Origin of the sequence: Anaerobacillus sp. MEB173 (assembly GCF_052119505.1) — a bacterium.
Lineage (GTDB): Bacteria > Bacillota > Bacilli > Bacillales > JBJMAU01 > JBJMAU01.
The window spans coordinates 378734-404399 of the sequence record NZ_JBJMAU010000003.1 but is presented as its reverse complement, the minus strand read 5'-3'; the positions used below and the strand labels follow the sequence as shown (position 1 = coordinate 404399).

Below are 25666 nucleotides of genomic sequence, written 5' to 3'. Positions count from 1 at the left end.
AAACTTATTTTTGAGATGTTTTATCAAAAAGTCTACCAGAGGGCATTTTTTATGACCCGAAATCCCCATTTGTCACAGGACATCACCCAAGAAACGTTTATAAAAGCCTTCAAAAACTTACATAAGGTTGAAGATGGAAAGAAAATAGAATCATGGTTAATCACCATAACTATAAGAACAACCATTGATTTTTTACGAAAAGAAAAAAGGTGGAACGATTTTACTGCTGGTGATGTCTATATAGATGAAACAGTGATGAAGGATTCAATTGTGGAATTGCAAGTTGAGCAACGATTTATGAAATCACTTTTACAAAGTTCGATCTCTATACTCAAACCAGAATATAAAGACGTTCTTTTACTGAAATATGACTGTGGGTTAAAGGATAAAGAGATTGCACTAGCATTGGAAGTTAATGTAGGGACTGTAAAATCTCGTATACATCGTTCAAAGTTAAAACTGAAAGCGATAATGGAGAGTTATTTAGAAGATGGTAAGGAGGGCAGCCTGTAATGAAGGAAAGAAAACAACATGATATCGACCATCTACTAAATGAAGTAATTCAAGAAGAAATATCAAATAGTCAATCCCCGTTGTTATCAGAAGAAGAGGCATGGAAGGAGATAAGAGGGAAACTAGATCGTCAATCAATGAAAAGAAATAAGCTGAAATATATGGCCATAGCTTCAAGTGTAGTAATCCTTCTAACTGCAGCCTTTTTCAACCCTAGTCAAGGAGATGCACTATACAGAATAACCAATTTATTTTCTAGTTCAGATAACTCTAGCACTCAGCTGGCTGGTCGTGTTAGTGAACAAATTGACGATCCAGATGCACCGCCTGAATCAGAATTGTTTGTTATTAATGAAGATAGTAGGATTGATGCTTTTGATGTGAGTCTAGAAGAAGCAGAGAAGTTAACCTCATTTAAAATAAAGGAACCTACATTCATTCCAGAAGGATTTGTGCTAGAGTATGTTACAGTTTTAAAATCACCCAATTCACTAGGTGATGAAGCAAATTTAATGTATTTTAATGAAAATGATCAAAATCTATCGATTAGACAGATGATTATTCGAGGTGATTTTGCTTTTGGTCGCATTATGGATAGTACGGATAGTAAAGAAATAAATATTAATGGACACCGTGCAACTCTGACGATATATGAGTATGATTACAAGAATATCACTTGGATAACCAATACACATTATTTTAATATCTCGGGTAGCGGCTTAATTGAAGATGAGATCATCAGAATAGCAGAGTCTCTGTAAACTTTTATGGTTGTTTCCATTTCGGCAATTGTATTTTTCGATATATTAGAATCGGGGGAAGTTGAATGGGTTTAAGTTTAATTACGTGGGTAGTAGTTATCATTATGGCACTCTTTCTTCTTATTTCAGAGTTTTATATAAATAGAAGGTTAAATATTAAGAGACCACGGGTAAGCATATTTTCTAAAGGGAGGAAAAAGGTCTATATTGTGTTTGAAATTGCTCTTATTATTCTCTCATTGATTGCAGTTTTTACATTTTTAACCTATTTTCCGCATTCTGCAGCGCTGCGTAATCTCCCTATCCTTCTGTTTTTCTTTTCCCTTAGTTTATTAAGAGGAATTGAAGAGTGGATAGTCAAGAAAAGTGATAGGGGATATTATCATGAATGGTCAGTTTCAATTACATTTTTGATAATAATTGTCTTTATTATAGTTGTTGAAATGGTAAGGTAGTTACTGTTGTTGATAAGTTTGGTTGGCTTCAATTTTCAGGGACAATTTCTTAAGTAAGAGATTGATCTTCGTTGTTACGTGTAATACACAATTAATAGAAAAGTATTCCACCTGAAAAGAGGTGTAAAAGTGTTTAAGCGAATGTTTTTTTCTTTAATTTTAGTCGGATGTTTAGTTTTAATAGCATACCTTTTCTTTAACTACAATTATTCAAATGAAGCAATTTTAGGTAAAGTAACTGACCGAAATGGATATACTCTTAATCAAGTAAAAACTCCCGTTACTGTTGAACTCTTTATCCAACCAGGATGGATCCCTTTAAATAGCAATGAAAAAAAGGAAATTAATATAAAACTAAAAGAGGATAATAATACAATGATTATACTGAAAAGTGTTTGGAATAGAGGTACTGACATTTATTTCAGTTTTACCACTACGTATAATTTGAATCGTAATAACGGTAACTTTTTGTATAATGGAATTTTTAATAAGGATGGGACATTTACTTCTTTTGGTTCAAGTAATGATTTTTATTTGTATAATAATAAAAATGAAAAGATAGAAGTAGGTCAGACTGGACGAGGACCTAAATCAGATTTTTCGTTTGGAATTACCTCTGATAATTATAGCTTATTAGAGGACGGGTTTTATGTTAAATATTATGGTTTTATTTTATATGATTACTCAAAGAATTAGTATGTATTCTGTTGATAATTAGAGCATTTTCTTAAAATAATCCAATATAGGGAGATGTGTATGAAAGAAGTAATTAGTTCTGAATTAGGAAAATTAGTAGGATTAAAATTTCAGGATGCAGGAAGATCATCTAATCTATTTTGGCTGGGGTTTGGGGATATAATTCAAATCATAAGGAGAGGCAAAACCGAAGTATCAGCTGAATATGCACTACATATTCAATGTTCGTGGAGAATTATCATGAAAAACAAAATTATTGTAGCTTCACGGGATTTCTATTCTCCAAGCTCGGAAGGGGATGGAGAAATTGAGGACTTCGATTGGGATTTACAAGGCAACAATAGATTTGATGAACAAATTAAAACTTTTATAAGAGACAAAGGACGATTAAAAGTAGAGAAAATTGAATCTGATGATGTAGGTGGATTAAAAGTATTTTTATCAGATGGTTATAAATTAGAAATATTTCCTGATAGTTCAGAAGATGATGAACGAAGTGAACACTGGAGGTTCTTTAACCGAAAAGAAAATAGTCCTCATTTTGTTGTTACTGGAATGGGAATCGAAAAGGTTTGAACTTTAGCCCTTGTGAAGAAATGTACTTCATGATTACAGCCAACGAAATGTACCACGAATGACATAGTTTTTACCACTAAATGACAAGGTATTTACCACAGTATGACCGGCTGTTTACCAGTGTTGTGATCTATGATAATTAGTCAGCTGAATGCATCCAAATGTGTATTTGCGGTCTAAGGCTATAAATCGTGTATAATTAGTACTGGGATGATTTGTATATAGGGATATGATTATACAACGTCAGTAGGGAATTTATATTGCATAAACTTATTTGGAAAAACACTGCTAAATCAAGAAAAGACTTAGGAATATTGCAGTTGGTGGATCAGATTCTACGTAGATTCTATGGTTATGGAGTTTTTGTCTATGAGGTTTAGAGAAAAGGAGAGATTTTAAAATGGACCCAAAGAAAATCGTTTATTGGTGGACAGGTAAAGAAGAGTATGAATTTAAAGACGATCATATAGGTGAATGTGAAGTCTGTGGTGATGAAGCAACTTTAAACGAGGATAATGTTTGTGAAGATTGTTATATTACTTTTATGAACGAAGAAGAAGATTTTTAATAAGAATACTAGATAAGAATAACCTTCCATAATTTGAGGGTTATTTTAAAAATAAGCGTACAATCGTTAATATATTGGTAGTGTTTCTGGCAATTAACTGATGTATGTTTTGGCAGTATGATTATTAATCTTTATGAAACATTATTTAAGGGCAGGCATGTATATACACTAATATTTATTCATATGAGCAGCGGTGCCTACTGCACTAACGAAGCAGTTTGTTCAAGAAGAAAAATGGCTATCTGTGGTAAATTTAAGATGTGTTGGGGTGATTAAATGAAGAAGAAAAAAGTATGGATGATTACAGTAGTTTTAGTTGTTCTTATGGTATTGTTTGTTGTTTTTCTAAATAACAGGACACTCGAAGATATTCTTAATTCCGACCATTATTATACAAATCCAAATATAAATTTTAATCCAGAAATATTGGAGTCGATTACTCTTTATGAATTAGATGAGGTAAAAGAAAACGGTAAAATAAACCTCGAAGAAGAGCATACTTTTGAGATAGAATATGGAAGTGAATTTTCTTATAAATACTTGGAAGATAAAGGAGAATATTTAATCCTTAAAATTGTTTTAAATCATAATTACTCCGCTGATACCGATAAATTTATAGTGCCATCAGAAATAATAAATCAGAATGGTAATTTAAAATACGCTAAACCTTTCCAATTTAAAGTGTATGACTCAAAAAAAGAAAACGCCTTAATCGAAATAACTGAAGTTGCGTTTGGGGAATATGAAATCTTAATTGACAAGGATAAAGCGTTTAATAGTCAGAGGTTAGATTTATTTTTAGAAAACTATCAACTGTTGATGGTCAATTGATTTTATGTGTCGAATTTAAGTTATAGCTTCTTTAAAGGAAGCAATAGTAGAACAACAAGGTGTCTTGTATAAAAAGATATTTTGGGAGTGTACAATTATGCTTGAACTTGCTAAAGAAATTTACTCACCAAGTAAGGCATTTAAAGTTGAAATTAACAAACGTTCAGGAGACGGCATATTAGAAATAGACGTATATAATTGGGATAGTGAATGGGAAACATGGCTACAAGTGTCTACTGGATTTTCACTTACAGACAACATGGAAAGTGCAATAATAATTGCTAAGTAGAAATTAAAGGGTTTATATGAGAGAGATAACGAGATAGGTAATCGTTAAGCGAAGGATTTAACGGATGTTCTTAACAAAGAGTTTCTTTTTTGCTTATTGAATTAACGGGTGCGTTAGTGATATAACCTTAAATTTCAAAGGAGCCCAAATATGCATTATTTTATGCATTTTGGGCTTTTTAGTTATCAGGAGTGCTTTTTTTATTTCATTGGTAAATGTATTGGCGATGTGTGGAAAAATCCTTGTCATTCGGTGGTGAAAACTATGTCATAGGTGGTACATTTCAGTGGCTGTAATCACTTCAAGTTACGGAACCTTTAATTAACAACATCTAAAAAAGATAAAGAAGCCATAACATGCATGATCACTCCAATGCACATTATGGCTTTTTCTCATTACAAAAAATTAGTATGTTAATGAGCAAGTAACCGTGTCTATATTTCGGTCAATTTTCTATGTAACTAAATACTCATCGTCTTGTCAATTCACAACAACGCTTCTCAATTGAACTTTGTTCTTTCAATTTTTGAATTGGTTTTATCCTTTCAAGACAAAGACTTTTTGGTAATTTAAAATCATAACTCAATGTGGAAACAATATCCGGATGTGAAATATCGTAGGCAGTTAACATGTGGTATGGAAGTGCTAACTGCTGGATTAACTGTGTCATTGGCAATTGGTGAATGATCGTAGATAACAAGTGGTTTTCAGGGAGTCCTTTTTGGTATGAAATCATGGCTATGCCGCTAAAAAATTCTTCACGCTGCTGAATGTTTGAGAGTCTAGAGTCAATTGTAAGGGAAAGAAATGAACCATTTGCGTAATAACTAGTGGGGAAATTACTGTGGAAGACATGTATATTAAACATTTGTCCTAATGTAATCTCACAAATATTCCTTGGCCCATTGATTTTATGATTTAAATATAACGTTGAGATCGCACATTCAATGGGAGAAGGGAAATAATAAAATTTCATAGCTTCACCTTCTTCAAATTAATAGACCGAACAATTTTTGAATTGCAACTATATGAAGAGGATACCCAAGGATTTTTAAATGGAGATCACTCTATAGCACTAGTATAAAATAACTAAATATTATTTGTATAGCATTTTTTATAAGATAATTTCAAAAATTGAGAATTTGGATTTGTATAACCTATTTATTCTTCTTATTATGTTCATTCGCTTGGTAACGTAAAAATTCAATATGCTTCTCTACCGTTTCAATATCCTCTTTTGTTAAGCCTTTTGCATTTATAAAAAATATGGTCTCATGATCTTCGACAAGGTCCTCGTATTTTCTACCTACGAGGAAATCGACAGGTACATTGAAAAAATCTGCTAACTTAATGAGAGTTTTAAAATCTGGTTCACGCTTCCCATTTTCGTAATGGCCATATGCTTGTGGTGTAATCTCTAAGTAATCAGAGATTGCTTTTTTTGTTAGGTTTCTTTCCATTCTTAAGCTTTTGAGAATTTCCGAAAACATATCCTTTTCCTCCTTTGCGGTATTAAATTTTTCCTGTGTACTCATTATAGCTGAAAAACGTAACAGTTTGATAACAATTAATATAAAAATCATAGTTATAAACAAAATGTTTATATTTTTATTGACATAAACAAATTGTTTAGTATATATTGAAAGAAAGATTTACCATATTCTTTTTATAATCACTTTAAATTTAGGAAGGTGGCTACGATATTGACCTTTGAGGAAACAATTCGTCAGATAATCCGTGAAGAATTATCTACAATCATGAGCGACGTAAAGCTGCACTTTAAAAACGACCATCATAATGATTATCCCCCATTGTTAAAAGTCGAAGAGGCTGCAAAAATTCTTCAGATTTCTAAGACCCGCATTTATGAACTTGCCCATCATCCAGGTTTCCCAGTCATACGAGAAGGAAGAAAAATTCGAATTCCAACAAACGGATTGTTTAGTTGGATTGAAAGCCAAGATCAGTCACAAAAGATTATTTAATACCCCTTTTATTATTTTACTATGTTTTCCATTATTAAATTGGTAAAGAAAAGAGGTGATTTTATGACGATTGGTAAAGCTTTACGCACTTTACGTGGATCAACGTCACAGCTGCAACTTTCAATGGAGTTGAATGTGTCTCGTGAAAGTATATCCGCTTATGAAACCGGACGTTCGAAACTTCCGCCAGATATATCAAAATTACTGATAAAAAAGTACAATGACCCATTTTTAGCCATGACTATTGCTAATGAGTATACTGGTGCGTGGTGCCGGAAGTTAGATGGTCCGAATGTTGATTTACATCGTTGTAGCGTGAAAGACAAGGTGGTTGAAGAAGTGATTGAACTAACTGAGTTGTTGCAACGAGTTTCATTATCTTCCCCGCCCAAAGCCATAAGTGATCAGCAAAGAAAGGAGGTGGAAGAATTAGCATTGCAATCCATTGATCTGATTGTGGCTTTGAATCACTTTGTTGCTGTGATGTCGAATGAGTATCAGTTTGATTGGCAGGAGCTTTGGGACAAGCAGTTAACGAAATTAATTGCAAAAGGTTATATAAAAAGAAAATGACGCTGAGGTGAACGAATGAAACATTATGTTTTGCAGGAGGATGTATGTCTTGCGGTTCAGCTATTGAATTGCTGCTACGATTGTTTGAAGCGAGCAGAGAAAGCGATTGAATGTGAGCAACTATCAATGGCTAATTATTGGATTAATGAATTCCAGCGTGCGAGAGATGATCTACAAGAATTGCGAGTAAAAAAGATAGAACGAGACAGACTTATCACTTTGTTTCATGAGTGTTCCCGTAAGCAGATTGATTTGGAAGACGTGGTAAGGAGGATTAGCGGTGAATACTTGTTTTCAAGACCATCTTCAAACTAGGTTATCTTTAAATGTCCCGCTACAATCTGTTCATCGTGAAATGGTGAAAAGTGCTTTGAGATACTATGGAACAAAGGTGATTGATGTAAATGGTAAAGTGAGCACCGAAAGAACGTATTCAAGAATTAAAAAGACCCAATCCAGTTTTAACTTTTATGAAAGCGATTTAACGGTGATCATTGATGCTCTTAGTTATAGTGAGAAAATGTTTAAAGTGAGTAAAAAACAGATAGAAGCAAAGTATTACCGAGAGTTGATAGATTCGTTTATTTTAATCAAGAGGATCTCTACTTTTAAAGAAAAAGACTCACCGGCCAGTGAGTCAGCAAGAAGTTAAACTGTTTAGGATAATACTACCAGTACCCAACACAAATAGTATAATCAGAGATTTACTTTTCGTCAATATCACATCCTATTGAGGTGTTTTAAATGAATTATATAAAAGAGCTGAATGCTTTTTACGATCGGCTTGAAACCAACCCATTATCAACATCAGCGGTTGCTCTTTGGCATGCATTATTGCATATCAACAATAAGACGGCCTGGGTCCCTGAGTTTGCTGTCGCTGTTTCTGTATTATGTACGAAAACGGGTTTAAGTGAGCGAGCAATATCAAAAGCAAGAAGTGAGCTGAAGCAAAAAGGGTACATTGACTTTTGCTCAAGAAAAGGAAATCAGTCGGCGCTTTATCAACTACGTTCTGTGTCTTTTAAAAGTGGATATGACAATATGGATTATCATACCGACAATCGTGCTGACAATTCATGTTATGCTGACAAACCCTATGATAATTGCGCTGAAAATAGTTCCGACAATCATTCCAATAAGGGTACCGACAAATGTACTGGGATTCGTACCATTCAGCCTACGACCAATAATCGATCGGACAATAGTTCCGACAATTGTTCTGAAAGTCATTCCGAAAACCGTACCGCATTAAATAAACAAAACGAAACATCTATTAGTAACTCACTAAGTCTCTATGAAATTTTTGAAAAAAGTTTTAATAGAGTTCCAACACCAATGCAAATTGATATACTTGCTAGCTTCATTGATCAAGATGGTTTACCAGAAGAGTTAGTTCTGTATGGTCTTTCAATCGCTGGGGAGAAAGGAAAGCCGTTTTCATATGCGAAATCCATTCTGACTAACTGGTGTAAAGGGAAGATTCGAACGGTAGAAGAGGCGAAACATGTAAGTGAAGAGTACTATGCTAGAAAAAACAACATTACAACATTTCCAAAACTAGGGGGAGCTATAAATGAACAAGATCGAAAACGGATTAATGACGGCACTGGGACAGTTACCAATTTCAAATTCTATAAGTAAATTAATTGTTTGTGACTATTGTAAAAAAGAAAAGAAGCAAGTCCTTCGCCATATCCCATTAGTAGGTAAGAGGTGGACTGTGAATGCATGTAAGTGTGAGATAGACAAAATCGATGAAATGAGACGTGAACAGAAGCAAAGGGAAAAGCTCATTAGAATTGAGAGAGCTTTAAAATTAAGTAGTACAAATACGGAACTAAGAAATATGACCTTTTCAAACTTCAATGTTCGCCCAGGCTGTGAACAAGCTGTAACTGAAATAAAAACTGCTGTGAATGACTTTGTACAACGTGGAAGGCTAGGGGTTTTTATATTTGGGGAGACCGGAAACGGAAAAAGTCATTTGACAACTGCTGGCGCAAATGAATTAATTGAACGTGGTTATTCAGTCATCTACCTAACAGAAAAGGACCTTTATAGCCGACTCCAAGAAACGAAGCGATTTAGTAATAAAGAGACATTACTCGAAATTATGAATGCTTGTCTTGAATCTGACTTGCTAATATGGGATGACTTTATGAGTAGCCAGCGTTTGACTGATGATGAGAAGGATTGGACGTTTCAGATAATAAATGGCCGTGAACGAGCAAACAAGCCGATATGGATGACATCGAATCTTACACCAGAAGAATTTGATCATCCAAGTACCCGGTACAGGTTTGATAACAAAGAAAGAACCTGGTGGAGACTACTTGGAAATATGAATTGTGTTTATAACCGTGCAACCAATTACAGAGCGGTACAAGCTATGGAAAGAATCAAAGGGATGATGAGGGATGAAGTATGAACAGTAACCCAAACAAATCGATTGCACGCCTAGAAAAGAGATTCATGAAGAAGCGAAGAATGAAGATTTACACTGCACTTGAAGAACTTGATTTCCACTGGGATGAGCAAGAAGTGAGTACATTTATAGAACTATGGAATAATGGTTTTTCACTAAATGAAATTGCCCAGCGATTTTCAAGAGACATCGATGAAGCGGCTATATTATTAATGGATTTAGGAAGAAAAAAGAGAATTAATCCCCGGCACTATGGGATTGAAAGGAGAAAGGTAAATTATAGATAACAGTTAAGAAGTGAGTAAATTGTTTAAGGACAGGTGATGGAATGAAAGCAACTGAGATTAAAATAAATCCCAAACTTATGACAGCTCTTGTAAATATAACCGATATGCCAAAGATCGTCCTTGTCTCTGCAGGTAAGGTAAAGGAGCTTGATATGCCTTACCAGGGGGAGATCAATGTTAGGACGGTGAATGGTAGGATTGAGGAGTATAATTTTAGGGAGGGGGAGAGGTTTTAGGTAGGATTGAACGTGTTAGCTACAATTAATAGATATAAGCAAATAGAGAGTGTTAGTGCACTCTCTATTTCAATTTAAAGTAGTTTATGTTTATTTACATTTACTAATAATTGGTACCAGTTTGTTGGAAAACCAATATGGGAGAAGTCAATACAATCCTCGTATTCTAGGATAAGCACTTCTAAGATCCTGTGGGGCAGCATGACTAGCATCCACTTCATGGAAAGGTTGAACGAAGGAATGTAAGAGCATTGACTCTGTGAGGCATGGGAGGGTGGACCTCCATGAGACATGTGGACATTCAAAAGTGTAATCATAACCTAATTCAACCAATTTTTACCTAGAATTGTCTAGTTTAGTGTACTTTTATTCTAGCATTCGCTACCATCGAGGGTTTAAACTGAACTTGTAAAGGTACAGCCCAATGATTAAACTATGTAAACCTGAGAATAGAGAAATCGTGAGAGTGTGATTAGTTTATTGAGTGAGGTTAATGAAAGAAATGAGGTGACTGAGTGAAGATAAAAGCGATTGTTATTACTCTTTTTTTATTAAGTATGTTTTTTCTTTTAAGGTTTTACAATGAGAAAATTGCTCCTCATACACATTATTTCGAGGTTAATATTGCTTATTTAACAGTGGTAATTATTGTAATATTGTTTGTTGTTATCTTGTTCATAAGTAAAGAACATAAAGTTCTATTAAGCATATTTTTTACTATTTTTCTTATCGTACTAATATTTGGAGTTAGCTTCTGGGGTGTCCGTCCTTATCATATTATTTATGAAGAAGTTCCTAAAAGAATGGAATTATTAGAGTCTTATTTAGAAGATAATTATCAAGGTAGGACTTGGGAAATCAAAAGGAGTGACTCTACTTTTGATAGTCGATACCTGATGTTAGTAACATTTGATGATGAACCAGAAACAATATATCATTACTTAATGAGTGACGAGGTAATAAAAGGAGAAAAAGAATTGAAAAGTAGTGGTAGCAGAAGCCCTAACTAACAACTCCTAAAATTGTAATTAAATTTTGTTTTTCAACAAACGGAGGCTTTGCTTCAATAAGAGAGCAAGGCTTTTTTATTTTCAACAAACGGTGCAGATTACGGAAATAGGCATTCGTCTCTTTGCTAAAAGTAATCTAAATTTATATGTTTTTTTTACCACTAAAATGTATCTATATGAAGCTTTATACTATGAAGAAGAGCATTTAAGAATCACGTCAAAAGGAAGGAGATGGTTATGAAATTACCTATATGTAATCAATGTACTAAAGAATTGAGTTGGAAAATACTTTTGTTCTCATTTTGGCTAGGGTACAAACCGGTCAAATGTGAAAGATGTAATGAAGTTTATAATATGACTAATACTTCAAAATGGAAGGCAAGTTTTTTCATTACTGTGCCTTGGTGGACTGTCATTTATTTATTGAATAAATACCTTTTCAATTTTTATTTAGCCTTAATAATTTTAATTTTATTTCCACTCATTATGTCTTTGTTCGTACCTTTCATTTCCAAATATAGAAATTAATCCTAAATAAATTTTACTGGATTCTTGAATGTTATTATTAAACGAATGGGAGCTTTAGTGAAATAGTCTAACTCAATAAATTAGAAAACATTATTGAAAATAATAATGATATTCAATACGTTAGTAGACATTTAAATAAGTAAATCAGGGGTGTATTACAATAAATTTCAATAAAGATGAAGTAGACCGAATTAAAAAAGAAGTAGAAAAAGAAAAAGAGGAAGTTACCATTCAATTAGACACTACATCTGAAAAACCAATTAAACCATTTAGGATTGGTTTGATACTTATTTTAATTTTAGCTATTATTACAATTCCTTTGATAGTAACCGCTGACGAATGGGAAATAATGATACCGATAATCATTTTAACTTTTGGTACCATTATAATAGCTTGTTATTTTGCTTTAATTTCAGCATTTTTCTTTTTGGGTAAACATGGATGTTTGTTTTTTGTAGGGTTATTAACAATATGTTTTGTTTTTTGGGGTGTAGATATATTACAAGGAATTGGTGCTGGATGGGACAACTTTTTTAGGATTTTAGGTTATCCATGGTAAAATAATAAACTTTTTTGTCGATATGATTTTTTTCGGCTAACGGAGACGATTTATTTGAACAACAGGAGTAGTCATATGTGATTGCTCCTGTTCTTTTTTACTTTAACGAAGCAGCAGAAGTGTTTTTGACTTCCCTGACAACAATGTAGTACCGCCTGAACCGACTGCTGGCAGAAATGTTGTTGGGTATTTATAAAGGCAATATGATGTTCATGATACTATGATGGTGACAATGAATCCAGCAATGAAAGTACATCAATTTGGTGTTAGAAATGCTAATGAAAATCCCGAACAAATTGACTTTTTAAACATAGAAGAATTCCCTACTTTTGTTATATTGGACAATACGGGAATTGTATTGCTTTCAACTGATATGGATGAAACTGCTGATTTTTACAAACACTCCCCGATCTTTAAAGTGATTAAAAAATAAGTTTCCCTTATTGAAGAAACGGGAGCGAGAGTTGAAGAAGCTCTCGCTGCTATTGTTAGGCTAAGAGCAGGTTAGCACAAGAAGTTTCAATGTTATAATTAAATTAAAAATAAACATTGGATGGGATGAAAATGAAATCTAAAGCAGCAGAAGACTTTTTTCATTCGGCGGTGCATTATTGTAATTTAATTGATTTATTCAACGAGGTTGACGAAATCAACAAATTAAATAAACTCCTTATTTCTCTTTCAGATTTGTATTCAAAGGCTTTGCTTCTCCCTGAAGTTGAATCTGAAAATATAGAGACAGTTAGCTTTGACTTAGATTTACCACAAGTAAATTTTGAACATTACGAAATGTATTGGGAAATATACGAGCCTTATTACTTAGAAGAACCTGTGTGTGGGAGCTTAACCGATGACATCATAGATATTTATAAAGATGTTAAGGAAGGAATTCTATTGTATGAACGAAATGAGCATCTTGAAGCAATCTGGCATTGGAAATTCAATTTTGAAACACATTGGGGTCGTCACGTTGTAGATGCAATACGTGCATTACATTCAGCAAATTTCAATTAAACTTTTATTAGCTAACGGAAGCTTAACAATTAGCAACATAATGGGGAGGGATTATGATGGGGAATTTCGGTAAGTATGTTATAGCTTTAATTACTTTGACATTTATAGTGTTTATTATCGGTGCAACTCTTTTAGGCGGTTCGAGTAGTCCCTATACTGATTTTATAATAACGTTCATTGCAGTATATTTAGTAACTTCAAAATTAAATATAAGAAAGGAAAAAGAAAGTTAATAGAGTAAAAGTTTCCTGAGCGGGGGCGTTTCAACAACAGCAGTATGAACGCTTATTCACTAAAGAAGCAGTTTAGCACAAGAAGGACTTGGGTTATTTTTCAATGTACTCTTGGTGGTTATATCTGTCATAATGGTATTTGGGAAAATACAGAAAGTAGGAAAAGAGGTAGAAAAGTGCTTTACAAGGGTTACAAATTTGTTTTTATTAAAATAATAGTAGCAATTGTCTCGGCAGTTGCTTTTAGCTTATATCTTTCTTGGGGGGCATACACACCAGTAGCTGAAAGGATTCCTAATGTTGGTTATTATTCTTTTAGTGGTTTATTTGCTTTCAATTTTGTGCCAAACTTTTTTATTTTTTTAATAATAGGTGTTAGTTTATCTTCAGTTATTGATAGTATAAATGATATCGGCTTACATTTTACTGGGAGTTATTAGTGGTGTTATTGTTGCTATTATCTTTTTGGGAGTTAATTTGATTAGCGTATCTCTTATTAATTTCCTTTTTCTCTCTATTGTGGGTGCTTTGATTTTTCTCTTTGTTCAAACATTATTGTTATTTGGAATTTATAAATTTGCAAAATAAATTTATGTCTTATTGTGTTAACGGAGGCGTTTCTGGAATAACTGAACTGCACCCTGTCTACTTGACAGGGTGCAGTTCATAATTAGCAGGAACGCATTTTCATTAACTGCACCGTTAGTGATATAAGAAAAATTAAAAAACGTAATAAAAATGGCTCAGTTCACAGATGTGTAAACCGAACTTTTAAATATATAATTGGCACAAATTAAGCTACAAATACAAGTACAAATTAGCCTGCATTGTCAATTGTAGTTTACGATTTTGCGATAGGATACGGAACCTGTTAATCAAGATGGGTTTCTTTTTTTCATAATATAGTTGAAAGAAAAATGGGAATTTTATGATATTATTGAATGAATAAGTATTATTATTAAAGGTTGCAGGTGATCATTTGAACCATTTTAACATTCCTACGTATGATATATTATCTTTTGAGCGTGAAATTGGTAATGGTGTAACAAACCCTTTGTTAATGAGGACACAACACGATCTCTATGTTGTAAAAACAATCGATCATAAGGAAGAACCTAAAGTATTAATCAACGAGTTGGTGTGTTATAAACTTGCCAAACTCTTAGATATACCAATTCCTGATGTTGCAGTAGTCAATATCAGTCAACATATTATTCAATCCACTCCGAAATTGATCGAACTTGGTGTGCAGCCAGGAAAGCATTTCGGAAGTAAGTTTGTCTCAAAAGCGCAACCAAACCTTCAACCACCAATGTTAAGAATAGCAACCAATCTTGAAGATATCCCATCAATCATATTGTTTGATCAAATTATATATAATGATGACAGAACAACAAATAGAGGAAACCTACTATTTGATCTTAAACAAAAAAGGTTGCTAGCGATCGACCATAGTCACGTCTTTAAAATTGGTGCTTTATGGGACGAGGTGCAGCTGAAACGTATTCATGAAGAAGGGATATGCTTAATTAAAGAGTTTCATGGACATAATTATAAAGTATTACTAAAATATGTTAATGGGAATAATCCTTTTAATAAGGTTTTACAAAAAGTGTCGGAGTTAACGATAGCCGCTATTGAATGGTGCGTCAGTGACATCCCTGATGAATGGGGTTTGACTGACGGTGAGCGCGGCGTTATGATTGAATTTATTTGGTATCGAATTGAAAATGTGGCCGAAATTTTAAAATTACTAAAGGACCAATGTCCAGATTGGAAAGGAGGAGATTTGAGTGGATTCTAAAGTTATTTATTTTACGGTATGTAGGTATGTACCTGATATTTTACGTGATGAGTTCATTAACGTAGGTGTCTTAGCTCACATTCCGCAAGATGAATGGTGTTATTTTTATAAAACGAAAAATTTAGTACGTATAAAACATTTTGATGATGAAGTAGAATTGGATGTCATCTCAGTGTTATTAGAATCATTAGAATACCAATTCAATGAAGTCGATCTGCTATCTCCTAACCATGAAGGCATTGCTCAAAAAAATTTCTTAGAGAATGAACTTCGTTACTTTGTGAATCAATTACAATTTAGTGAGATACGTACGTTAGTCTCAACTGAGCCCGAAAAAGATATTGCTGATCTACGGGACCTGTATTTATATTACGATAAAAAGAAATCAGAAAGAATCAATACAGACCGGGTACGACGTTTAGTTTCAAAACTATTTACTAGCAGCGATCTTAAAAAAAGTATTACTAGAAATCCGGAACCACAAAACTTATTTAAGCAACAGCCGTTTGATTTTTCTATGAATTTGAATGGGGATGAGGTTTTTATTAAAGCACTTAGCTTCGATTATAAGCATTACAATAAGTTATTTAATGAAGTTAAAGGCTTACTATATGATATCGAGTATTTTAAAAAGAACAATATTCATCATATTAAACTTGTTGTTAACAACACGGAATTTAAAGAAGAATTTGAAAAGCTGGCCTTAGAGCAATTGAAGAATGTAGTTGACGTCTATACTCTTGAAGAATTCGCGAATTTTGTTAGTAAGGCTGAGGTAGCGAGGCAGGATGCTTTGCAGTAAGGTAGAAAAAGAAAAAATGAGAGAGCAGCCCTGGTTTAGTCAAGGTTGCATAAGTGGAGGGCATTATTTGAGGGAGATAATGTCCTCTTTTCTTATGTTAAGGTATTCAATAATTTTTGCCGTCATGTTTTCATTACTAATCCCATGGCTCGACTAATGTGTTTCAACGGACTTTTCACCTTTGTACTGAACCTGTGAAATCTAAGAATCCCTTTTTTATTTAAAGGGAAAAACTCGTAATTAGTCGAATTTTTTAACGTTAACTAGTATTCGTTATCAATAAATGTAAGGGGATAAAGAGAAATGATTTAAGGGGTGATTAGTTTTGTTAGATTCGATTGTAAAAAGAATCGACCTTGATTTGAGAACAGAATTTTTAGGTCTAGAAACTGAAATTTTTTAAGTGGATATGGATGCATACATAATTGTTTGTACAAATACACTGTTTGAGTTTACCGATGTAGAGAAGAGGTTCAATGAAATACGGCCTGTTGGTCATCGCATTGAAATAAAACGTGAGGTTCCTGAAACATGGCAGAAAAAAGGTTATTCCAAGCATTGTGAAAGAATGTACTAAAGCTAACAAGCAGGGGTAGAGATAAATAAGGATTTTTTTATCTTCAACAATAAGGTCCAGAATTGCGGAAGAACGAGATTGCTATTCGATTATGAAACAGCAATCTCCTTTGTTGAACTAACGCTCTCGTTAGTTGAATATAACCCATTAACGACCTGCAAATTGTTTTCCGAAGATTTTCTCTAAATGATGCAAAATCACCTTATTCTTGCCTGCATATTGAACAATAATGTTCCCCTTTTTAAAATAATGAGGGGCCGATATATAACTAATCGAAGCATTTCCAATATTCCCATCTGGATGAATAGCGGAAGCGTCTTTTTCCATATCCACTTTTGTTGGATACTCATATATCAGAATATATTCTCCATCCACATCAATTACATTTGGTGGAACCGAAAAGAACGGGTCTTTCTCGTTATTTTCTATTATGCTAAATTCCACTTTTGCTTTCTCAAGTTCCTTTACAAGTTGAGTAAAATCAAATAGACCTGTGTTGTTTGAACACCCTAATAATATTAAAAAAAGTAAAACATTGATATGTATAATTCTCATAGCCACACCTCTTTTTAAATACATTGTGTGACCAAAAACTTTTAATTATACTGACGGACTTTGTTGCATTAACCTGCTTCGTTAGTTGAATAAAAATTTACATTAAAATTCCAAATATAATCCTTATACTAACATAAAAATAACAAAAAAGTGGGTGCTTAATTAAATTAGGACCCATTGTTAGAAATATTTTCTATAAAGTTCTCGTCTTAATTTTCCACTCAATTGTGCATATAACTTTGTTGTTTCACTTTTCTCATGACCAAGTAAACTCTGGATTACTTCGAGAGGTGCACCGTTGTTTAACATACGAGTTGCGTAACTATGCCGCGGCTGGTGTGGAATATATTTTTATTCACACCTGCTCTTTTAGATATTCGTTTTATGACATATCTCATTTGTGCAATACTCATCCGATGAGGATATCGTTCAGTAACAAATAAGGAGGGATCTTCATCTGTTCGATCTTGTAAATATCTTTTTAGCCAGATATCTGTACGAATATTAAAATAAACTTCTCTTTCTTTATCCCCTTTCCCATGGACAATAGCCGAACGAGTCATAAAATCAATGCTACTCCTATCCAATGAGGCTATTTCACCTATACACAGCCTGTTGAATACATAAATTCAAATAATGCATTTTCCATTGGTGTATGACAAGTTTCTCTTAATAGCTCAATTTCTTTTTCTGTTAAGAATTTAGGGATACGTTTTCCTGCTTTTGGTTCCTTTATTTTGGCTGCTGGATTTTTAGAGATCAATCCTTCTTCATGAGCCCAGCGAAATATAGATTTAATAAAACGTATACGATGACCAAGACTTACTGGTTTTAAACCATTTCCCTCTTGAACTAAGTATTGTTTTAATCCATCTGTAGTAATATTGCTTAATTCTATATCACCAAAAAATCGCATTAGCAATTTCGATTGGAGATGATACGCCTTTAATGTTTTTGGCGAATACCCTTCTATATGCTTGTCTGAATAATATCCATTCCAAATCTCTGATACTTTCACGATCATTCCTCCATTCTAGTAAACTTATATTTTTATCATAGACAAAGTAGCAGGAAAAGAAACGGCTGTTGTAAATTGTTGGATTTTTTAATAAGCTAAGGGAGAATACAGTGGTGGAAAGGAATTAGGTAAATGAACGAAAACATTAAGGAACTTACACTTCTTTTACTTTATTTAACCTCATGGAAAGAGAGAGATATTCCAGAATCAATGAGCCGAAGTTGGAAGGGTTATCCTTTTGAACCTTTAGATGAACTAACTGAGCAAGATTTTATTAGAGGAAGTAAACGATCAAAATCAGTTTACCTTACTGAAGCAGGAATAAAAGAAGCCCAGAAATTAGTCGCGAAATACTTGGATCAAAACCAAAAGTAACAATTTTGATCTTCAACTAACGAGTAGTAATGTTCAACAAGCGATATGGAAATATTGTACAATTAAGATGTAAATGGTTAGGGGGATGGTTTATGCGATTTGCTTTTACTGTACTTATATTAACTATAATTATAGTTGGCTGTGAAAAAGAAGCAACTAATACCTTGGAGTTGTCTCGTGCCTTCGAATCAAATGGTTATGAATTTAAAGGGGTTGAAGGAAAAATCGGGATTCAAAATACAACTTTAAAAGCACAGGAATATCAGAAGGTATTATGGCACTTTTGGGGAGATTCTGAAGAAATTAAAGGTAATTTTCGTGTAGAGGGAACTCATCTTGTGACTGGGGAGAAAAAGCCTATATTGCTTGTAAATCCACAAGGTAATGAAACAACTTGGGAGTACGACAATCATTATACTCAACCTAATTTAGGTGCAGATAAAACTAAGCCATCAGCCTTATGGTTTGATAAGTCTGGGATTTGGAAATTAGATGTTATTTTGGACAATTCCCATTTTGCTGAAATCATAGTAGAAGTTAAATGACCTCATATTGAACAAATGGGTGCGAATGTTCATTAAGAGCAGTCGCTTCTTGTGCTAAAGAAGCAGTTATGTGGAAGAAGGAATTATGTAAAATATTGAGGTGAAATAATTGATAATCACTTGTGATGCATCATGTGACATGGGGTTTTATTATGTAAAGCCACCGACAGATAGTAGAATACATTACCATGAACAGAAGGATAACAAACTGACCAATTATGTAGATAAATCAAAAGTAAAGGTTCTTAAATCCTTTAGGAATGATGTTACAATCAAATTAAACAAACTGGTATTATCTACTAAAACTTATAAAAAAGCACTTGAAGATGAGGAAATAGACGCTGAGTTCTTTAATGAACTTGATGAGAACGGTAATTTAAGTGGAATAGAATTATGTTTAAAAAAAGAAAGGTTAATTTATTTGGTTGAAAACAATGCATTCAACTGTTATTTATTTAATTGGAAGGGAAAAGAATACAAGCTTCATACAATGGATATTGAAGAAGAGGTATTCAATTCTAAAAATATCATCTATCCATTTTCTGAAGAAAAGGATAGTTTTGCAATTGTAAAGGTAGTAAAACGATATAGTAATGTAGGAATTATAATGGGGATAATTACGCTAAGGGAAGATGTTTATCCAACAGATTACATGGTTAAACCACTTTTCATTCTAAGTGAATAAGAGTTTGTTTTATAAAGTAGTATGTAACGCTATTGTATTAACGGGATGCGTTTCTTTAATAAGCACCCCAGCCACCCATTAATTATATATTCCTAATGATCATTGGACCTCATGTAGTTTAAAGCTTCTATTATTTTTTGATTTTCTCTTTCTAACTTCTCAATCTGATCTTGTTGTTTATGAAGCTTAATGTAATTTGATATGACAGTAATTACTAAAAAAATGAGAACTAATATAATTATCACTGTATAAAATCCCCTTAAAAATAAATATAGGTGCTAATATTCTAATATTAACATGTTTACTATTCCACTTAATCTGTAAATTTTAACCATAGGCTAGAATTCTGGGTCGATTTTGAACTAACGGAAGCGATAGCGGAACAGAGTTGTCGCTTCTTCAACTTTTGAGCAGGAATGTTGAACAAATTGAATATAACTTTGGAGGCACATATGAAATTTGAGATAAAACCATACGTTGGTGTGGGGATGATTAAATTTGGAATGACCGATAACAAAATCCAAGAAATTCTACAAATAGAACCAGAAAAGTTTAAAAAGTCACCATTGAGTGATGTATTAACAGATGCTTACCCTTTTTGTCATGTGTACTATAAAGAAAATGGTAACTGTGAAGCGATTGAGTTTTTTGAACCAGCAGATGTTACATTCCAAGGAAATACATTGATTGGCATTCCTTATGAAAAAGTAAATAGATTATTTAAAGAGTTGGACAGTTTATTAGAAGAAGATGAAACAGGTATTATTTCTTTTAAATATGGTGTAAGTATATACTCCTCTGATTTGCAGAGTGTTGAAGGTGTACTTGTTTTTGAAGAAGGATACTACGATTGAGTTATTTAAGTAACGGATGCTTTTATCCATAATAAATTATTTGATGTAGCAGAACTATACAGGATTTTATTCATCGCTGAATTTATGGAGGGAAGAGTTTGAGAAGTTATTATTCACTAACCCATCAAAGAGTGGATGGCACTGGTTTTGATGAGAAGCATATTGGTATTTTTACTGATATGGGGAAGTTATTAAAAGTAATAGAAAATTATAAAACTTTACCTGGATTTAAAGATTTCCCAGATGGTTTCTATGTTACAGCATTTAAATTGAATTGTGACTATTTCCATGAAGAAATAACACATAACTTTAAAAAGGATTATGTATGGGTTTTATCTCACGGTTATAATGATGAAGATGATAATGAGATTGGCACCTTTTTTGGAGTATATTCTTCTTTAAATAGAGCTAAAAATTCCTTAAAAATGTATATGGAGCTCCCGAAGTTTAAGAGACATCCACAGGGTTTTTACATTAATAAGTATATATTGAATCAATCGGAGTGGCAAGAAGGGTTTGTCACATATTACTATTAGAACATAGAGAGAAAAAACGTTAAACCTCTTGATAAATTCGTAATTATTAGATATACATTTAAATTTTGTAATTGAACTAACGGATGCTTTAGTTGAACAAGTGCTAGCATTTATAATGATCTTTTGCTGCGCAATACATATATAATATTCAATAGAAGATGATATTCCACAATCGGGTCAATTACGGAAGGCCAAAAGCCTAATTCCTTGGTAAAAATAAGGAATTAGGCTTTTTTACTTTAAAATCCCTGATTTTTTCTATTGGTAAACACGCGAGAGCTAGTGGTAAATTTCGTGACAACTGCTGGTAAAGAACATGGCAGAGAGGATACTTTCTTGTGGCTGTAATCATATAAAGAAATACTACTGAAACTTTCTAGTTGGAATAATAGTTTTTTTATAAAAATTTCACTGTTGTAAAACGCGCGTTTACAGATTCCTTAACGGTATAATTATTATAGTAAATATTCGTTATTGTCATATTGCTCAGTGTAATATATCCATTTGCATCATGTGCGGAATTATGTAAAACAAATAGTAGTAATTGTTAGATGTAGTTGAATTAAAATAGGATTTCTTTATAAATAGTGAAACCTGTGAGGAGAGTTAGTGAAATGGAAATCGCTCTGGATTATGAGGTTAATAAAAATACTATGGCATTAATACCTTGCTATCATCAAGATTATTACACCAAAGTACTTGAGCCAGGAAAGACCTTCTATGTAAAAAAAACTCCTATACAGTTAATAAAGGAATCATGTTTAGAAGGTGGAGCTACTTATGATGGTAGAAGAACGGCAGTCATGCATACTACGGGGATTAAGCAAAAAGTTCCGATCCCGATTGATCCAGTAAGAAAAATTTATGCAATCCCTACTCATTCAGCAGCGCAGTATGAATGTCACTGGTTCTTCTATCAGCACATAAGAGCAATCGAAAGTGATAGGAAGAATGAAAATCTAGCTGTAGTTGTTGTAAATGATCATAGACAAGTAAATGTGAATGTTTCTCGTTATACATTGGAAAAGCAATTGCAACGGGCAGCAGTGTGTGTTGTCCGTTTTTCCGGATTGATAAGTTGTTGAGTAGACAATGTGACTTTACTGTTCTTTGTACTGGCTTAAAAAATACTTTTCAATCATACGTGTCGTTTTGTTGCGGAGTTCAGCATTTAAGTAGTTTAATTCACCATGATAGCCTCTGTTAAAATATTCATACCTACTGAAAGTACCGTCATTTAAACCTTTAACTACCTTTATCCCTCTTTTAAATGTTTCCTGCTTAATACTACGAGATTCTTTACTAAGCATTAACAGTGCTTGATCAACTAATTGAATGTAAGGACCTTTTATTTTAAACGGAGAATTTTGGATCGTTTTAAGGTCCTTTTCTAGTACGGTCCTTACAAGTGGCAGAACTATACTTTTTTCAATAAGTAATGATTCTTCATGAGACAAGTTCACTTTTCTCACCCCACTCACATAATTACAAACAAATGTTCTATTCTATATACATTTTATCCAAAATTAGACGACTAATCAACCTGAAAAGGGAGGATTTAATGAAGCTCGTAAATGTAACATTATTCTATTTCTTATTTAGTATTTCACTTGATTCCTGGATCAATAAGGATATACGTGTTACTCAGTTTGATAAACCTAATACTTATGTAAATAGTTTTTTGGTGGACGATCACTTAATTGAAAAGAAGCCTGATAATAGGGCTATTGCAAAAGTTTTAACGGTAATCGACGGTGACACAATTAAGGTACTAATGAATGGGAAAGTAGAAACTGTTCGTTTCCTTTTGGTTGATACACCTGAAACGCTGCATCGTAGTTACGGTGTTCAACCTTATGGTCTAAAGGCAAAAATGGTTGTGACTGAACTTCTTGCAGGAAAGTATGTTGAACTAGAGTCTGATCAATTAAAACGTGATCGGTATGGAAGATAATTAAAATATGTTTATATTGATGGCGAATCGGTCCAAGAAATGTTAATCAAAGAAGGATTAGCTAGAGTTGCATATGTCATTCCACCTAATACGAAATACGCCGAACGATATTATGACATTCAGAGGAAAGCTCAGGTAGCAAGAATTGGCATTTGGGGTATTGACGGTTATGTAAAGAAAGATGGCTTTACGGTAAATAAAAAAATGAATCGATTAGTCGGGTGTAATATAAAAGGAAATATCAATTTTTTTAATGGTGAAAAAATTTATCATATTCCTGGAGGAGTTTACTATAACCGGACAGTTGCAGTGGAATGGTTTTGTACTGAGGACGAAGCTAATGGGTCTGGATATAGGAAATCATTGAGATGAGGAAAAGCACAAGTCTTTTGTTTCCTAATGTAATTAATTAGGGTCTTCCTCATATGATCTTTATATATTATTATAGGTAATAAGATGGATGGTAATATATTGAAAATTGTTATGAATGGTTATTCGTGACAAAAGTCATAATGTTTAACATGGAGAAAGTGCTAATATATCGATAGAAGGGAGGGGGATTACATGACTGCTGTAATTTCATTTATTGATGAGTTAAAACAAACAATTGAAATGAAACGAAAAGAAATGATAGTAATAGCAGGTAACAAAGGATTTACTCATAATGAAACAGTTTCAATTAGTCAGGAAATAGACATTCTCCTCAACCGATATCAACTGTTAATGATTAGTGAGAATAAATAACAATATCAAGAGAAAATCATTAGAGAACTCAATTTATTATTGTGGTTAAGGTGGTTCAGAGGTCTACCATAAATATTTCATATCGTCCGTAGCGAAGATTTCTCCCTACTAATTAGAGACGTCTGGTGCAGCTTCTTTTAATAGAGTATGATTCCGGTCGTAATGAATTCGTAATTACATGGATAGAGTGTCGTCAGTCGCCTTTGGCAGGTTGACGATAAGAAAGTGCAATCATTTGTGCCACAAACGTGTTTGGGAGCGAAAGAAGAACAGGCCTTCACATCTGAAGGTCTGTTTTTTAATCTTTAGAGGCTTTTCCAATTGGTTCATATTCTAATAAATCGGATAATCGTACATTTAACGCATCACAGACTTTAAGTAATGTTCCGATCTTTACGGTTTCAAGATCCTCATCATGCCACAACTTCTTCAATGCATTACGGCTTAACCCCGTTTTTTCCATGAGTTCTGTAAGGCTATTGATTCGTTGCTCTGCCATAATTAGCCTCAAGTTATTTTTAATACTCATTACACCACTCCCCTGTCCTATCCTTATTAGTTTCAATTTATCATTTACGGTCAATTAATTCAAGTTAATGGTTAAATAATGACCATATAAGGTTAATAATTGATTGACTATTTCGACCTTATAAGGTAAAATTATAACTATAGAAGGTTATTTTTTCGAAGGGGGATTGAATATGAATAACTATACTTTAACGAAAGAACAAGTCACTGAGATCAATGGATACATACAACAGCGTTGCCATGTCATTGAATATAACGGTGAAAGGAAGCCCCACTTTAATACAGTTGCTGCTTATGTGAAACAGAAGCTAGGAATACGGAGGATATCTGAAATTCCTAGGGATCAATTCTATGAGGTTCAACGAGTTATACAACAATACACTGTTTCTGAGTAAGCATGGGTAATTAAGTTGGGCCATGAGCCGATCATGGCCAATTTAATAACTGGAGGAATTGAGATGATGAAGCTAATTGGTTCTAAGAGAAATGGAAGACGTTATAACCGTGAACAATTAAGGATAATTCGAAGTAAGGTAATGACAATTGCAGCTGCACTTAGAAAGATTCACCAATGGGACAAGAGCCGGTCACTTCAACGAGCTTGGCGAATGGTGAAGCAACAGTACTATACGAAAGTTGTTGGTGTCATATTCGGAAGAAGACAGGAGGCAATTAAGAGATTAGAGAAATATGATCCAAGAAGAATTAAGGTTACATTACAGCATGAGCCGGAGAATAAGTATGATCCAAATGCGGTTGCAGTCATTGTGACGGTTATAGGGAAAGGATCATATCGAGTTGGTTATGTAAGAAAGATTTATGCATCTGTGTATGCTCAACTATTAATGAAAGGCTACACATTACAAGCACACCTTGAAGGAATAACAAAATCTAAGGAAAGTGCCTACTACGGATTGAATATTAGTTATGTCATTGATCAAGTTGCCTATGATGTTGATCAACAAGAAAAAAGAGCCTACTCCCGCCAAGAAATACGCTCTTTAATCGGTTAATTACTGTAGGACCAGTAATTGGTTTCTATTATACCAAATCTGGTCCTTATGAAAAAGGTATTACCTCTATTAACGTCTATAGCACTGCACAGATCTAAGCGTAGCGGTGCCTTTACACTGAGAGATTCTCTTTG

Annotated in this window: 40 protein-coding genes and 2 pseudogenes; 36 read left to right on the top strand and 6 right to left on the bottom strand. The window is 33.4% G+C overall.

The features are described 5' to 3' along the window. The 8 genes from ACJ2A9_RS09785 to ACJ2A9_RS09750 all read left to right on the top strand — a co-directional run. Window positions 1–513 (top strand): RNA polymerase sigma factor (locus ACJ2A9_RS09785; RefSeq protein ID WP_441421450.1); only part of this gene is annotated, 513 nt, incomplete at its 5' end. After that, window positions 513–1274: a DUF4367 domain-containing protein gene (locus ACJ2A9_RS09780; RefSeq protein WP_441421449.1), complete on the top strand. Its 762-nt coding sequence runs from the start codon at window positions 513–515 to the stop codon at window positions 1272–1274. The genes ACJ2A9_RS09785 and ACJ2A9_RS09780, both read left to right, overlap by 1 nt. A gap of 65 nt (window positions 1275–1339) precedes the next feature. Continuing rightward, window positions 1340–1729, top strand: coding sequence for a DUF4181 domain-containing protein (locus ACJ2A9_RS09775; protein ID WP_441421448.1), 390 nt, complete (start codon window positions 1340–1342; stop codon window positions 1727–1729). 129 nt (window positions 1730–1858) lie between these two features. Then, complete coding sequence (locus ACJ2A9_RS09770; protein ID WP_441421447.1) at window positions 1859–2425, top strand: hypothetical protein; 567 nt, start codon at window positions 1859–1861, stop codon at window positions 2423–2425. 60 nt (window positions 2426–2485) lie between these two features. Beyond that, entirely contained in the window at window positions 2486–3001 is a 516-nt protein-coding gene (locus tag ACJ2A9_RS09765) for a hypothetical protein (RefSeq protein WP_441421446.1), read from the top strand. A gap of 400 nt (window positions 3002–3401) precedes the next feature. Beyond that, window positions 3402–3569 carry a hypothetical protein gene (locus ACJ2A9_RS09760; protein WP_441421445.1) on the top strand — a complete coding sequence of 56 codons (168 nt, stop codon included), beginning with the start codon at window positions 3402–3404 and terminating at the stop codon, window positions 3567–3569. Window positions 3570–3845: 276 nt separating this feature from the next. Next, on the top strand, window positions 3846–4400 hold the full coding sequence (locus ACJ2A9_RS09755; RefSeq protein WP_441421444.1) for a hypothetical protein: 555 nt from the start codon (window positions 3846–3848) through the stop codon (window positions 4398–4400). A gap of 97 nt (window positions 4401–4497) precedes the next feature. After that, window positions 4498–4689 (top strand): hypothetical protein, encoded by a 192-nt coding sequence (locus ACJ2A9_RS09750; RefSeq protein WP_441421443.1) that lies wholly within the window; start codon window positions 4498–4500, stop codon window positions 4687–4689. A 469-nt stretch (window positions 4690–5158) separates the two neighbouring features. On the opposite strand, the gene ACJ2A9_RS09745 is transcribed toward ACJ2A9_RS09750, so the two are convergent. Together ACJ2A9_RS09745 and ACJ2A9_RS09740 are read right to left on the bottom strand one after the other, a co-directional pair. Next, window positions 5159–5665, bottom strand: a complete 507-nt coding sequence (locus tag ACJ2A9_RS09745; protein ID WP_441421442.1) for a hypothetical protein — start codon at window positions 5663–5665, stop codon at window positions 5159–5161. Window positions 5666–5846: 181 nt separating this feature from the next. Then, window positions 5847–6179 (bottom strand): helix-turn-helix domain-containing protein, encoded by a 333-nt coding sequence (locus ACJ2A9_RS09740; protein WP_441421441.1) that lies wholly within the window; start codon window positions 6177–6179, stop codon window positions 5847–5849. A gap of 213 nt (window positions 6180–6392) precedes the next feature. Between ACJ2A9_RS09740 and ACJ2A9_RS09735 the strand changes: the two genes are divergently transcribed. The 17 genes from ACJ2A9_RS09735 (at window position 6393) to ACJ2A9_RS09655 (ending at window position 16725) form a co-directional block, all read left to right on the top strand. Beyond that, the gene (locus ACJ2A9_RS09735; RefSeq protein WP_441421440.1) at window positions 6393–6674 is read left to right on the top strand and encodes a helix-turn-helix domain-containing protein; all 282 of its coding nucleotides are present in this window, start codon (window positions 6393–6395) and stop codon (window positions 6672–6674) included. 63 nt (window positions 6675–6737) lie between these two features. Further along, entirely contained in the window at window positions 6738–7247 is a 510-nt protein-coding gene (locus tag ACJ2A9_RS09730) for a helix-turn-helix domain-containing protein (protein ID WP_441421439.1), read from the top strand. A gap of 15 nt (window positions 7248–7262) precedes the next feature. Beyond that, the gene (locus tag ACJ2A9_RS09725) at window positions 7263–7562 is read left to right on the top strand and encodes a hypothetical protein (protein WP_441421438.1); all 300 of its coding nucleotides are present in this window, start codon (window positions 7263–7265) and stop codon (window positions 7560–7562) included. Beyond that, entirely contained in the window at window positions 7528–7899 is a 372-nt protein-coding gene (locus ACJ2A9_RS09720; protein WP_441421437.1) for a hypothetical protein, read from the top strand. The genes ACJ2A9_RS09725 and ACJ2A9_RS09720 overlap by 35 nt, the downstream gene beginning before the upstream one ends. A 92-nt stretch (window positions 7900–7991) precedes the next feature. Then, window positions 7992–8891, top strand: a complete 900-nt coding sequence (locus ACJ2A9_RS09715) for a DnaD domain protein (protein ID WP_441421436.1) — start codon at window positions 7992–7994, stop codon at window positions 8889–8891. Then, complete coding sequence (locus tag ACJ2A9_RS09710) at window positions 8824–9678, top strand: ATP-binding protein (RefSeq protein WP_441421435.1); 855 nt, start codon at window positions 8824–8826, stop codon at window positions 9676–9678. Before ACJ2A9_RS09715 ends, ACJ2A9_RS09710 begins: the two co-directional genes overlap by 68 nt. Next, window positions 9675–9962, top strand: a complete 288-nt coding sequence (locus ACJ2A9_RS09705; protein ID WP_441421434.1) for a helix-turn-helix domain-containing protein — start codon at window positions 9675–9677, stop codon at window positions 9960–9962. The genes ACJ2A9_RS09710 and ACJ2A9_RS09705 overlap by 4 nt, the downstream gene beginning before the upstream one ends. A 41-nt stretch (window positions 9963–10003) precedes the next feature. After that, window positions 10004–10198, top strand: a complete 195-nt coding sequence (locus ACJ2A9_RS09700; protein WP_441421433.1) for an XtrA/YqaO family protein — start codon at window positions 10004–10006, stop codon at window positions 10196–10198. Between the two features lie 515 nt (window positions 10199–10713). Continuing rightward, window positions 10714–11208: a hypothetical protein gene (locus ACJ2A9_RS09695; RefSeq protein ID WP_441421432.1), complete on the top strand. Its 495-nt coding sequence runs from the start codon at window positions 10714–10716 to the stop codon at window positions 11206–11208. A 231-nt stretch (window positions 11209–11439) separates the two neighbouring features. Next, window positions 11440–11736 (top strand): TIGR04104 family putative zinc finger protein, encoded by a 297-nt coding sequence (locus tag ACJ2A9_RS09690; RefSeq protein ID WP_441421431.1) that lies wholly within the window; start codon window positions 11440–11442, stop codon window positions 11734–11736. Between the two features lie 779 nt (window positions 11737–12515). Then, window positions 12516–12728 carry a hypothetical protein gene (locus ACJ2A9_RS09685; protein ID WP_441421430.1) on the top strand — a complete coding sequence of 71 codons (213 nt, stop codon included), beginning with the start codon at window positions 12516–12518 and terminating at the stop codon, window positions 12726–12728. A 131-nt stretch (window positions 12729–12859) separates the two neighbouring features. Beyond that, the gene (locus ACJ2A9_RS09680; protein ID WP_441421429.1) at window positions 12860–13309 is read left to right on the top strand and encodes a DUF5063 domain-containing protein; all 450 of its coding nucleotides are present in this window, start codon (window positions 12860–12862) and stop codon (window positions 13307–13309) included. A 56-nt stretch (window positions 13310–13365) separates the two neighbouring features. Further along, window positions 13366–13542, top strand: a complete 177-nt coding sequence (locus tag ACJ2A9_RS09675; protein ID WP_441421428.1) for a hypothetical protein — start codon at window positions 13366–13368, stop codon at window positions 13540–13542. Between the two features lie 44 nt (window positions 13543–13586). Next, on the top strand, window positions 13587–13982 hold the full coding sequence (locus ACJ2A9_RS09670; protein ID WP_441421427.1) for a hypothetical protein: 396 nt from the start codon (window positions 13587–13589) through the stop codon (window positions 13980–13982). Between the two features lie 539 nt (window positions 13983–14521). After that, the gene (locus tag ACJ2A9_RS09665) at window positions 14522–15346 is read left to right on the top strand and encodes a HipA family kinase (protein ID WP_441421426.1); all 825 of its coding nucleotides are present in this window, start codon (window positions 14522–14524) and stop codon (window positions 15344–15346) included. Beyond that, entirely contained in the window at window positions 15336–16148 is an 813-nt protein-coding gene (locus ACJ2A9_RS09660) for a DUF3037 domain-containing protein (RefSeq protein ID WP_441421425.1), read from the top strand. Before ACJ2A9_RS09665 ends, ACJ2A9_RS09660 begins: the two co-directional genes overlap by 11 nt. 409 nt (window positions 16149–16557) lie before the next feature. Further along, window positions 16558–16725 carry a hypothetical protein gene (locus ACJ2A9_RS09655; RefSeq protein WP_441421424.1) on the top strand — a complete coding sequence of 56 codons (168 nt, stop codon included), beginning with the start codon at window positions 16558–16560 and terminating at the stop codon, window positions 16723–16725. 147 nt (window positions 16726–16872) lie between these two features. Here ACJ2A9_RS09655 and ACJ2A9_RS09650 read toward each other — a convergent pair whose 3' ends face one another. Beyond that, window positions 16873–17280 carry a hypothetical protein gene (locus ACJ2A9_RS09650; RefSeq protein WP_441421423.1) on the bottom strand — a complete coding sequence of 136 codons (408 nt, stop codon included), beginning with the start codon at window positions 17278–17280 and terminating at the stop codon, window positions 16873–16875. 180 nt (window positions 17281–17460) lie between these two features. Further along, a pseudogene (locus ACJ2A9_RS09645) lies at window positions 17461–18298 on the bottom strand (tyrosine-type recombinase/integrase). 132 nt (window positions 18299–18430) lie between these two features. Between ACJ2A9_RS09645 and ACJ2A9_RS09640 the strand changes: the two are divergent. From ACJ2A9_RS09640 to ACJ2A9_RS09615, 6 genes are all read left to right on the top strand, one after another. After that, window positions 18431–18673 carry a DUF6429 family protein gene (locus ACJ2A9_RS09640; RefSeq protein ID WP_441421422.1) on the top strand — a complete coding sequence of 81 codons (243 nt, stop codon included), beginning with the start codon at window positions 18431–18433 and terminating at the stop codon, window positions 18671–18673. A 92-nt stretch (window positions 18674–18765) separates the two neighbouring features. Next, the gene (locus ACJ2A9_RS09635; RefSeq protein WP_441421421.1) at window positions 18766–19218 is read left to right on the top strand and encodes a hypothetical protein; all 453 of its coding nucleotides are present in this window, start codon (window positions 18766–18768) and stop codon (window positions 19216–19218) included. Between the two features lie 109 nt (window positions 19219–19327). Then, window positions 19328–19903, top strand: a complete 576-nt coding sequence (locus tag ACJ2A9_RS09630) for a hypothetical protein (protein WP_441421420.1) — start codon at window positions 19328–19330, stop codon at window positions 19901–19903. Between the two features lie 452 nt (window positions 19904–20355). Next, entirely contained in the window at window positions 20356–20757 is a 402-nt protein-coding gene (locus tag ACJ2A9_RS09625) for a hypothetical protein (protein ID WP_441421419.1), read from the top strand. A gap of 98 nt (window positions 20758–20855) precedes the next feature. Beyond that, complete coding sequence (locus ACJ2A9_RS09620) at window positions 20856–21293, top strand: hypothetical protein (protein WP_441421418.1); 438 nt, start codon at window positions 20856–20858, stop codon at window positions 21291–21293. Window positions 21294–21907: 614 nt separating this feature from the next. Continuing rightward, window positions 21908–22378: a competence protein ComK gene (locus ACJ2A9_RS09615; RefSeq protein ID WP_441421417.1), complete on the top strand. Its 471-nt coding sequence runs from the start codon at window positions 21908–21910 to the stop codon at window positions 22376–22378. 15 nt (window positions 22379–22393) lie between these two features. Here the strand turns inward: ACJ2A9_RS09615 and ACJ2A9_RS09610 are convergent, their stop codons facing one another. Then, window positions 22394–22756, bottom strand: coding sequence for a hypothetical protein (locus ACJ2A9_RS09610; RefSeq protein WP_441421416.1), 363 nt, complete (start codon window positions 22754–22756; stop codon window positions 22394–22396). Between ACJ2A9_RS09610 and ACJ2A9_RS09605 the strand changes: the two are divergent. The 3 genes and pseudogenes from ACJ2A9_RS09605 to ACJ2A9_RS09595 all read left to right on the top strand — a co-directional run. After that, window positions 22732–23391: pseudogene (locus ACJ2A9_RS09605) on the top strand (thermonuclease family protein); the annotation flags it as partial. The gene ACJ2A9_RS09610 and the pseudogene ACJ2A9_RS09605 sit on opposite strands and share 25 nt — an antisense overlap. A gap of 60 nt (window positions 23392–23451) precedes the next feature. Next, window positions 23452–23619, top strand: coding sequence for a sunset domain-containing protein (locus ACJ2A9_RS09600; protein ID WP_441421467.1), 168 nt, complete (start codon window positions 23452–23454; stop codon window positions 23617–23619). A 192-nt stretch (window positions 23620–23811) separates the two neighbouring features. Further along, on the top strand, window positions 23812–23991 hold the full coding sequence (locus ACJ2A9_RS09595; protein WP_441421415.1) for an aspartyl-phosphate phosphatase Spo0E family protein: 180 nt from the start codon (window positions 23812–23814) through the stop codon (window positions 23989–23991). A 298-nt stretch (window positions 23992–24289) separates the two neighbouring features. Here the strand turns inward: ACJ2A9_RS09595 and ACJ2A9_RS09590 are convergent, their stop codons facing one another. Further along, complete coding sequence (locus tag ACJ2A9_RS09590) at window positions 24290–24520, bottom strand: helix-turn-helix domain-containing protein (protein ID WP_441421414.1); 231 nt, start codon at window positions 24518–24520, stop codon at window positions 24290–24292. A gap of 172 nt (window positions 24521–24692) precedes the next feature. Between ACJ2A9_RS09590 and ACJ2A9_RS09585 the strand changes: the two genes are divergently transcribed. Beyond that, window positions 24693–24914, top strand: a complete 222-nt coding sequence (locus ACJ2A9_RS09585; protein WP_441421413.1) for a hypothetical protein — start codon at window positions 24693–24695, stop codon at window positions 24912–24914. A gap of 63 nt (window positions 24915–24977) precedes the next feature. Beyond that, window positions 24978–25532 carry an HIRAN domain-containing protein gene (locus tag ACJ2A9_RS09580; protein WP_441421412.1) on the top strand — a complete coding sequence of 185 codons (555 nt, stop codon included), beginning with the start codon at window positions 24978–24980 and terminating at the stop codon, window positions 25530–25532. Window positions 25533–25666 lie beyond the last annotated feature (134 nt).